Source organism: Microvirga massiliensis, assembly GCF_001006805.1.
In the GTDB taxonomy this organism is placed as follows: Bacteria; Pseudomonadota; Alphaproteobacteria; order Rhizobiales; family Beijerinckiaceae; genus Microvirga; species Microvirga massiliensis.
Map to the genome: position 1 here is coordinate 825,692 of NZ_LN811351.1, position 8,275 is coordinate 833,966.

Annotated in this window: 9 protein-coding genes; all 9 read left to right on the top strand. The window is 64.6% G+C overall.

Features of this window, described 5'->3' with window-relative positions; all coding sequences use genetic code 11:
* The first annotated feature begins 14 nt into the window (after window positions 1-14).
* Entirely contained in the window at window positions 15-1,607 is a 1,593-nt protein-coding gene (locus tag BN1233_RS45875) for an AAA family ATPase (RefSeq protein WP_048709627.1), read from the top strand.
* 119 nt (window positions 1,608-1,726) lie between these two features.
* Window positions 1,727-2,455 carry a hypothetical protein gene (locus BN1233_RS08860; protein ID WP_046863079.1) on the top strand — a complete coding sequence of 243 codons (729 nt, stop codon included), beginning with the start codon at window positions 1,727-1,729 and terminating at the stop codon, window positions 2,453-2,455.
* Window positions 2,456-2,518: 63 nt separating this feature from the next.
* Window positions 2,519-2,902: a hypothetical protein gene (locus tag BN1233_RS08865; protein WP_048709629.1), complete on the top strand. Its 384-nt coding sequence runs from the start codon at window positions 2,519-2,521 to the stop codon at window positions 2,900-2,902.
* 78 nt (window positions 2,903-2,980) lie between these two features.
* Window positions 2,981-3,838: a hypothetical protein gene (locus BN1233_RS08870; protein WP_046863081.1), complete on the top strand. Its 858-nt coding sequence runs from the start codon at window positions 2,981-2,983 to the stop codon at window positions 3,836-3,838.
* 72 nt (window positions 3,839-3,910) lie between these two features.
* Window positions 3,911-4,045, top strand: coding sequence for a hypothetical protein (locus BN1233_RS50490; protein ID WP_280517139.1), 135 nt, complete (start codon window positions 3,911-3,913; stop codon window positions 4,043-4,045).
* 314 nt (window positions 4,046-4,359) lie between these two features.
* Complete coding sequence (locus tag BN1233_RS08880; RefSeq protein ID WP_046863083.1) at window positions 4,360-4,905, top strand: recombinase family protein; 546 nt, start codon at window positions 4,360-4,362, stop codon at window positions 4,903-4,905.
* A gap of 2 nt (window positions 4,906-4,907) precedes the next feature.
* The gene (locus BN1233_RS42705) at window positions 4,908-5,186 is read left to right on the top strand and encodes a hypothetical protein (protein ID WP_052763736.1); all 279 of its coding nucleotides are present in this window, start codon (window positions 4,908-4,910) and stop codon (window positions 5,184-5,186) included.
* Between the two features lie 434 nt (window positions 5,187-5,620).
* Window positions 5,621-7,492 carry an ATP-dependent nuclease gene (locus tag BN1233_RS08890; RefSeq protein ID WP_074078266.1) on the top strand — a complete coding sequence of 624 codons (1,872 nt, stop codon included), beginning with the start codon at window positions 5,621-5,623 and terminating at the stop codon, window positions 7,490-7,492.
* Between the two features lie 3 nt (window positions 7,493-7,495).
* The coding region (locus BN1233_RS49550) for a UvrD-helicase domain-containing protein (protein ID WP_244889822.1) at window positions 7,496-8,275 on the top strand (780 nt) is incomplete at its 3' end.

The following is an 8,275-nucleotide window of genomic DNA, read 5'->3' on the forward strand; positions in this document are numbered from 1 at the left end:
GCCAGGGATTCGTGATGGCGACACCCGGCAAGTCCGCCCAGGGCATCTTCGACGGATCGGCCGCGCGGGCGCAGCGCTTCTGGAAGCACTTCGCCCGCCGCCGGACGGCCGCACTCGAAGGATTGCACCTGCCGACCGAGTTCGAGCTGCTCGCCGGAATGCCGTTCCTCGCCGGTGACCTCCAGACGGACCTGCACGCCTTTGCCGAGCGGCTGCTGCCGCGGCTCAGGAGGAGGGCGGAGACCATCTCCATTGCGGCCCTGATCGAGGTCCTGGAGCAGCTCACCATCGGGGCCGCCGGCGTCGAGGAGGTTCGCGCCGTGGCCGAGGCGATGCAGGTTGCATCTGGCGATCTTCCCGCTGGCGGCCGCGCCTGGCGGCTGCGCTGCCGGATCTACCTCGCCCATCTCGGCGACCCTCAGGCCGCCCTCGACCTCGCCCGCGATGCCGTGACCCTGGCGATCCGGTTCGAGAGCTCTCCTGACTGGAAGGAGGCGCCCGTCGAGATGATCCGGGTCGCCCTGGGCTGGCTCGCGGTTGCGACCGTGGCCAATAACTACGTGTTCCTGGGCGAGGGAGATCGCCTCCGGCCCACGAGTAATCCTGCATCCATTGCATCGCAGCGAGGCACCGCGCTGGTGGCCCACATCGAGCAGCAGGCGCTGCTGGAATCCGCAGTACGCGAGGCGACAGCCGAGGCCAGGAACCAGGGGCAGGCGGCACCGGAGCCCGAGAGGCCGCCGTCCACGCCCTCGCTGACGGCGATCGTCTTTCGTGAGGTGGGCAATGCCACCACGGGCGAGGGCAAGAAGGTCAAGCAGGAGTTCCAGGACCTGATCGACCGGCCGCTGCCGCTCGTGCCGATGCCGGACCTCGCGGCGGCGCGCGCGGTGCTCCTGGCGGAGTTCCCGTATGCCGAGGAGGTCATCGATCGCATCCTCCTGGAGGTGCCGGCCCGGGCCTCCATCCAGCTCCGTCCCACCATCCTGGTCGGGGCGCCGGGATCCGGGAAGTCGCGCTTCGCACGCCGGCTCCTCACGGCATTGGGTCTGCCGCACGACGTGGTGCCGTGCGGCGGGGTCTCGGACGGGGTGTTCGCGGGCACGGCGCGACGCTGGTCGACAGGTGAGCCGTCCTTGCCGGTGGCGCTCATCACCCGGCACAAGGTCGCGGGGCCCGGTGCGGTGCTCGACGAGATCGAGAAGGTCGGGACCTCGCGCCACAATGGGCAGGTGCACGATGCGATGCTCGCTTTCCTCGAGCGCGAGACGGCCTGCCGGTATCACGACCCGTACGTGCAGGCTCCGTGCGATATCTCGCACATCACGTGGCTGATGACCGCCAACGAACTGGAGGGGGTCTCAGCGCCGCTGCGGGACCGCTGCCGGGTCTTGCGGTTTCCCGGACCGGGACACGAGCATCTGCCCGTCCTGGTCCGCCAGATCATGACCGACATCCTGGCCGAGCAAGGATTGGATGAACGTTGGATGAGTCCTCTCGATGAGATCGAGATGAATGCCCTCGCGGAGGCTTGGCCTGGCGGATCGCTGCGCGTGCTGAGGCGGATGATCGAGGTCGTGCTGACGTCCCGGAGCATGAAGCACTGACCCGGAGTGCGGGGCGGCGATCATGAAGGGTGGCTTGCGATGCGAAGGGAGCGGGCAGGACGTCGCCGCTGCGGAAACGATCAAGGATTGCGCATTCCTCTGAACAGAGTGGTTTGCACATGAGCCGGGATTCCGATCCCGAGAGGAAGCTCGCCGATCTGCGGGCGCAGGGCGTCGCGGTCGACGTCGATCGGGAGGCGCGCACGCTGCGCGTCTCGTTCCCGCGCTGGATGGAGGCCGACCTGCTCGCCGACCTCCTGCGGCGCGAGCATGCCGACGATCCCGTCGAGGCGGCGCGCAACATCTGGCACTTCGTCGCCCCGGTCCTGCGCGACTGCCGCTGGTCGGATGAGCGGATCATCCGGGAATACGCCATTCCCGACGAGGTGCTCTCAGGCGAGGCCGACCGCCGGGCGAACGTGCGGGCGGCGGTGCAGCGGGCCGGCTGGGTGCTTGAGGCCCCCGACTGCCTCTTCCGCGGCGAGCGGCCCCTGATCGAGGCGTTCCGCTCCGGCGCGCTCTCCGAGGAGGACTTCGGGCGGGCGCATGACGCATTCCTGCGGGAGGTGTTCAGGCGCGAGAGGCTCATCCCCGAATCCTTGCCCGCACTCTCGAGTGACGTGCTGCGCGTGCGCATCACAGGCGGTCCGGATCCCGACGACAGCGTTGTGGTCACCGTCGACCACCTCCCAACTTGGCGACGCGCACCGGTGCGCGCGTGCTTGCGTCGGCTGGCGGCTCACTACGTTCAACTCGCGAGAGATGAACTTGCCCGCGACCTGTTCCTGCTCGCACGCGGCGAGGAGCCTCTGGGCGAGGATCTCTTCACGCCGGAGGACGAACGCTGATGTCCCGGATCGCGATTGAACGTGACGCACGGAGCCGTGAGCGCTTGGCGTGAGGAGATCGTGATGGACGAACGGCTCGTGAAGCGGATCCGGGGCGTAGCTCACTCGAGCCCTCAAGACATCGAGACCGGCTTACTCGAGATGGTGGTCGAACTCGGTGGTGCTCCGCTCACCGTGCGCCGGGCCCGCGATAGCTTCAGCGCGGTCCTGCACAAAGCACGGGCTGGCACGATGCAGCTCATCGGCCAAACGCCGCAGGAGATGACCGTCGTGATCTCCCTCAAGGACTTGGTCCAACTCGTCGGCGCGGCCGCGAAGCCCCAGACCTTGGGCGAGGCGCTCGATGCGATGGGCTTCAAGCCCGCTGGACGCAAGGTGGTCCGCCAGGGCCACCAGCGGAATCCCCCGAAGCGCTATCGCGGAGAAGACGAAGACCCAAACTCATGACGTGACGTGGGTGGAGGCATGCCTGCGAGCGACCAATCCGACAGTCTTGCTATGGCCCGCGGCTGCTGAGGAGGAGCCATGTTCTCGGTCTGCTACGTGATCCTGCCGTTTTCCGAGACAGCACCGGCTGAGGCGATCCGGTCATCGTTGGCACCCTTTCAGCGGGGTGGGCGGGACGAGTTGCCGGCCGATCGGCTGGCCTTTCAGGATGAGACCGATTGGGTGATCCGCCTGCATGAGGGCCGCTTCGTGTTCACGGCCTCCGGCCGAGGTGGGCTGCGCATCGAAGGCGGTGACCATGGCTGGATCGGGCCCCTCGACATTCGTGCGGTCAGGGCCGAGATGGCGCGCCGCGGCCTCACACGATGGGAGGTCCGGTTCGCCGACGTGGAGCCGAATCTCGATGGCTTCTTCGATCGCTTCGTGCGGGATCTGGAGCGTCACCCGGGGACGGGCCGCTACGGCCGCTGGCTCAATCCGCTCGGGCAGTGGGACTGGTGGGACCTGGGCGGGCGCTTTGATGGCCGCATCGGCGGAGATCGGCGGCAACACGGGCGCACCGCGAGCGGAATCTCATCGGGTCCCAATCCGGGCCGCTCAATCCTCGCCAACATCGAGGATGCCGTGGCACGCGCACTCGCCTCCGGGCCACCGGCCGCCGTGGATGTCCGGGCCGACGACAACATCGAGATGGTGTCGCGCCTGCTCGAGGAGGCCCGCGCTGGGCGGACTCATGCCTTCCCGGGCGCCGTGCTGCTGCCGCCGGGCTCGGTTGAGGACCGCCGGCGCTGGCTGGATTCCTGGCCCGCCATCGGCCCTCCGGATGCGCTCTCCTGGCTCGGGCTGCCGCCTGACGCCGGTTGGGAGGAGGTCGTCATCCGAGCGTATCAACGCTTCCCGGAGCATTGGGCCGCAGGGGTCGCCTATCACCATTGAGGAGCGTCTTGAGACCTGATGCTAGGTCAGCCTTACCCCTGTGGCTGCTGGAGTCGGGACACGGTGGAAGCCATGAGGTTCGCGGCCGTGAAGGACCGGGTCCGCATGCTGGGTCGGGAGTTCCACCTCTTGGCAGGCGTATCGGTCGGGTCCGGAGCGAGGTCATCCTTCCATACGCTCGCTGCCAAGTGCGGACGCATCGCCTGAAGGAGACGGCAGATGTGCAAGGCCTGCCGTGGTCGGACCGACGTTACGTGAGAAGCCGATGACCGATGGTGCAGGTCGCCAAACGGATTGGCTTTCGCGCTCGCCACCGCATCGCTCCCGGGAGCCCCGTTGAGCGGGCGCACCCGATGCGCGGATGCCAGGAGCGCCCATGCATGTCACGGATGAGTATACTCCGGTTACTCCCGCGATGTGACGTCCGGAGCCTGTCTGGTGGTGTCACAATAAAGCTGCCATTGGATTTATGTTACCGTATCCTGAGTGGGTCGACCCTATTGTGACGGAAGCCGCCCGTGATGGCCCGCATTGGTTATGCCCGCGTGTCCCACAGTTCCCAGGACCACGCGACGCAGGAAGCGCGGTTGCGGGCGGCGGGATGCGAGATCGTCTGCGCCGAGAAGGCCAGCGGCAAGAGCCGCGAGGGGCGCGATGAACTCGCCCGCATCATGCAGTTCCTCAGGGCCGGGGACGAGATCGTCTGCGTGCGTCTGGACAGGCTGGGACGGTCGACGCGCGACCTCCTCAACATCGTCCACGATCTCCAGGAGAAGGGCGCGGGGCTGACGGTCCTGGAGCCGTCGTTTTCAACCAGGGACGCGGCCGGCTCGATCCTGCTCACCGTGCTCGCGATGGTGTCGGAGGCGGAGCGGAATTTCCTGCTCGAACGCCAGCGCGCCGGGATCGAGGCCGCGAAAAAGGCCGGGGTATATCAAGGCAGGAAACCTTCGGTGCCGGTCGGGACGGTTCGCGAGATGCATGCGGCCGGACATGGTCCGAGCGCCATCGCCAAGGCTCTTGGAATCAGCCGGATGAGCGTCCACCGTGCCCTCCAGAGAGTGTAGGCATGGCGATCCGGCCGCTCACCGTCGTGAGCGGCCCAGGAAGCGATCGAGCCGCTTGGTCGACAAACCTTGCAGCCCTCCAGAGGTCGACCGTCCTCGAAAAGGCCATTGAAATGAGCCTGTGCACCTTGTCGCGCCGAAGAGACGCGCCCGCAAAGCCACTCACTCAAGAGCAGAGCGGGCGAACCTGGAAGCTCGCCAAGGTCCTGGCCAAGGCGACTGCGGTGTTCGGCTCGGAAGAGGAGGCAGGGCGATGGCTCGAGCATCCCGTCATCGGCTGAGCCAGCATCGCCCGATCGACCTCCTTGCGACGCCCATGGGCATGGAGACGGTGAACACCTTTCCGGAGCGTCTTGAGTTCGGGGTCCACGCATACCGGCGCGTTCGATAAAGCCCTGCGACCGCGTCCTAAAGGTCGGTCGTTACGATCTACCAAGCATTTCTTGTCTTATGCCCAGAAATGCCGAAGCCGATCGGAGTTCGAGTTGACGTAACGTAGCGTGCTCATAGTGATCGCGCGTTGGAGTTGCCGAACAGCGCCCCGTGGACACCTGACAGAGCCTTACAGGTACGGGGTCGAGCGTGTGCTGTTCCTGGATATCCACATAAATCAGGGCATGCTAGGCCAGGAAAAGCTTGGCAGTATGCACGCGAATTGTGATCGTCCCATCGGCGCGTTGAGGTTGCTGAGTGCATCCGGACGTTCAGGGGACATATGCGAGTTCGTCGACTGGAAATCCAAAATTTCCGGGGAGTGAAGAAAGGCCTCGTCGATTTTCGCGAGCACACGCTTCTTCTCGGAAGCAACAACATTGGAAAGTCGACGGTCTGTGAGGCGTTAGACCTCGTACTTGGCCCGGAGCGGCTGTTCCGCCGTCCTGTAGTCGACGAGCATGACTTCTTCTGCGGACAGTACATTCACGAGGGCTCACCTGTGGTCATTCAGATCACCGCAGTTCTCGTTGACCTGAGCCCAGAGGCCCAACGTCGGTTCCGACCCCACTTGCGCCCAATGAATGCAGCGACCGCGGAGTTCGTTGACCAAGGCGCAACAGCTCCAGAAGCGGCCGATGCGGACGGCGTGATCTGGGCACTGCCGGTGACCTTCATCGGCCGCTATGATCGCGAGGAGAATGACTTCGTCGGAGGGACCTTCTTCGCACATCCGCCAGCCATTGATCCCACGGAGGAGCAAGCCGCGAAACTCGGTGGTGGTCTCGATCCGTTCGGCCGCGAGCAGAAACGTCAGTGTGGCTTCGTCTACCTTCGCACGCTTCGAACCGGTTCTCGCGCGCTCAGCCTTCAGCGCGGGTCATTGCTGGATACGATCCTGCGTCTTGATAACAATGGCCTGGCGGCCATGTGGCGCGATACCCTCGAACGGCTTGCGGGTATGAGCCCGGCCATTGGCGAGATTCCTCAGCTAGAGACGATTCGTACTGAAATCCGCAACCGCCTCTCCCGCTTCGTTCAGCTCGCCCCTGACCAGACGGCCACAGGCTTCTACGCCTCCGAACTGACTCGGGACCACCTCCGCGAGGTGGTGAAATTGTTCATCGCGGCCCGACCTGGCGCCCACCAGCTTCCATTCGACCGGCAGGGCACGGGTAGCGTCAACCTGCTTGTCTTCGCCCTCCTGACCCTGATCGCAGACCTCAAGGACACGCGATCGGTGATCTTTGCGATGGAGGAGCCCGAGATCGCGCTGCCTCCTCATGTGCAGAGGCGCGTCATTCAGTTCGTGCTCAAGGACATGGGGCAAGTGATCGTCACGTCACACTCACCGTACGTCATCGAGCAGTTCGGACATGACCAGATCGTCATGCTTGACCGCGACGAAGGAGGTGTGTTGAACGGGAGACCGGTCGAACTCTCGTCCGTGCCACCCAAGAACTTCCGGGTGCAGCGTCGCCAGTTCGCTGAGGCACTGCTTGGCCGCGCCGTACTGGTCGTCGAGGGTAGCTCCGAGATTGACGTCTTCGCCAATGCCTCCAGTGTTCTTGAGGCCGCGCTCGGCGACGCTTATACGCATATCGATCTGGCAGGGGTCAGCCTGTTCGATGCTGGCGGGGATGCAGCCCTTCCCAAATACGGACCGATGTTCACCGCATGCGGGAAACTCGCCTTCGGCTTTTACGACAAACCGAAGAAGCCGTTCACGCCCGAGCAACAGACCTATCTCAAGGCGTATACCGAGGCCTGGGAGTCTCCGGCCAAAGGCATCGAGAGCCTCCTCGTCGAAGAAACCCCGATCAATGTTCTGGTCCGCTTTCTCCGGTCTGTTGAAACACGGGGTGATTATCCGATTGCGAAGAGGGTTGATGACGAGCCTCTGGATGATCAAGGCCTCAAGCAACTGGCCTTCGATGTGCTGAAGGCCAAGAAAGGAAATGCACTCGGGTACGCAGGACTCCTCATCAGTCAGTGCCACGAGCCCGCGGAACTGCCCAGGACGATCCGTAGCATCCTCGAAACAATAAACGCCAGGGTCGCGAAAGTCCCGGAGATCGCCGCTGAAGAGTGCGGTCCCGATGAAGGGGGGCATCCGCATGTAACCCTCACCGACCTTGACGACCTGATCGGGTGATTGGTGGCTATCCACCTGTGCCGACAGCGTCAGACGCTCCTCACGACGGAGGGGCATCTGCTTGCGCTCGGGGGACCGGGGTCAGGCAAGACTACAATCGCGCTCCTGAAGGCGAAGGAGCGCAGTGGAACTCTCGAGCCCGGCCAACGCGTATTGTTCCTGAGCTTCTCGCGAGCTGCGGTGCACCAGATTCTGACCAGGTCGCGCGACCTGCTCGACGGTGCCACCCGGGATCGGCTGCTCGTCCAGACTTACCATTCATTCTGCATGGAACTCCTGCGGGCGCACGGAAGCCTTCTGACGGGTAAGGCGGTCCAGATCATCAACCCGAGTCAGGCGAACATTCTGCGGGCCGGGAGTGCGGACTGGGGCGCCGAATCGCGCCGTCTCGCGGTCGATGAGGGGCGGTGCTGCTTCGACCTGTTCGCGGATAGGGCCGCAGAGCTTCTCGAACGGTCCTCGGCGGTTCGCGCGCTCGTGGCGGATGAGTTCCCATTCGTGATCGTCGACGAGTTCCAGGATACCGACGACGATCAATGGCGGTTCGTCAGAGCCCTGGCCAGAAACTGCACGATTTTCTGTCTTGCTGATCCCGATCAGCGGATCTTCGAGTATAGGCACAATGTTGATCCCAAGCGGATCAAATTCGCCGAAGCCGCTCTGAGTCCCAAGGTCTTTGACTTCGCGGGCGAGAACCATCGCAGCGCAGGGGCGAGCGGCATTCTCGCCTTCGCCGATGCCATCCTGAAGGGTAGTCCACCGCCAGAGACGCCTGACGTTCGT

Bases quoted from the DNA above. Each gene is read 5' to 3' on its own strand.
- BN1233_RS08880 (WP_046863083.1), top strand. From the start codon at position 4,360: ATGGCCCGCATTGGTTATGCCCGCGTGTCCCACAGTTCCCAGGACCAC.
- BN1233_RS08865 (WP_048709629.1), top strand. From the start codon at position 2,519: ATGGACGAACGGCTCGTGAAGCGGATCCGGGGCGTAGCTCACTCGAGC.
- BN1233_RS42705 (WP_052763736.1), top strand. From the start codon at position 4,908: ATGGCGATCCGGCCGCTCACCGTCGTGAGCGGCCCAGGAAGCGATCGA.
- BN1233_RS08890 (WP_074078266.1), top strand. From the start codon at position 5,621: ATGCGAGTTCGTCGACTGGAAATCCAAAATTTCCGGGGAGTGAAGAAA.
- BN1233_RS08870 (WP_046863081.1), top strand. From the start codon at position 2,981: ATGTTCTCGGTCTGCTACGTGATCCTGCCGTTTTCCGAGACAGCACCG.
- BN1233_RS08860 (WP_046863079.1), top strand. From the start codon at position 1,727: ATGAGCCGGGATTCCGATCCCGAGAGGAAGCTCGCCGATCTGCGGGCG.
- BN1233_RS50490 (WP_280517139.1), top strand. From the start codon at position 3,911: ATGAGGTTCGCGGCCGTGAAGGACCGGGTCCGCATGCTGGGTCGGGAG.
- BN1233_RS45875 (WP_048709627.1), top strand. From the start codon at position 15: ATGGCGACACCCGGCAAGTCCGCCCAGGGCATCTTCGACGGATCGGCC.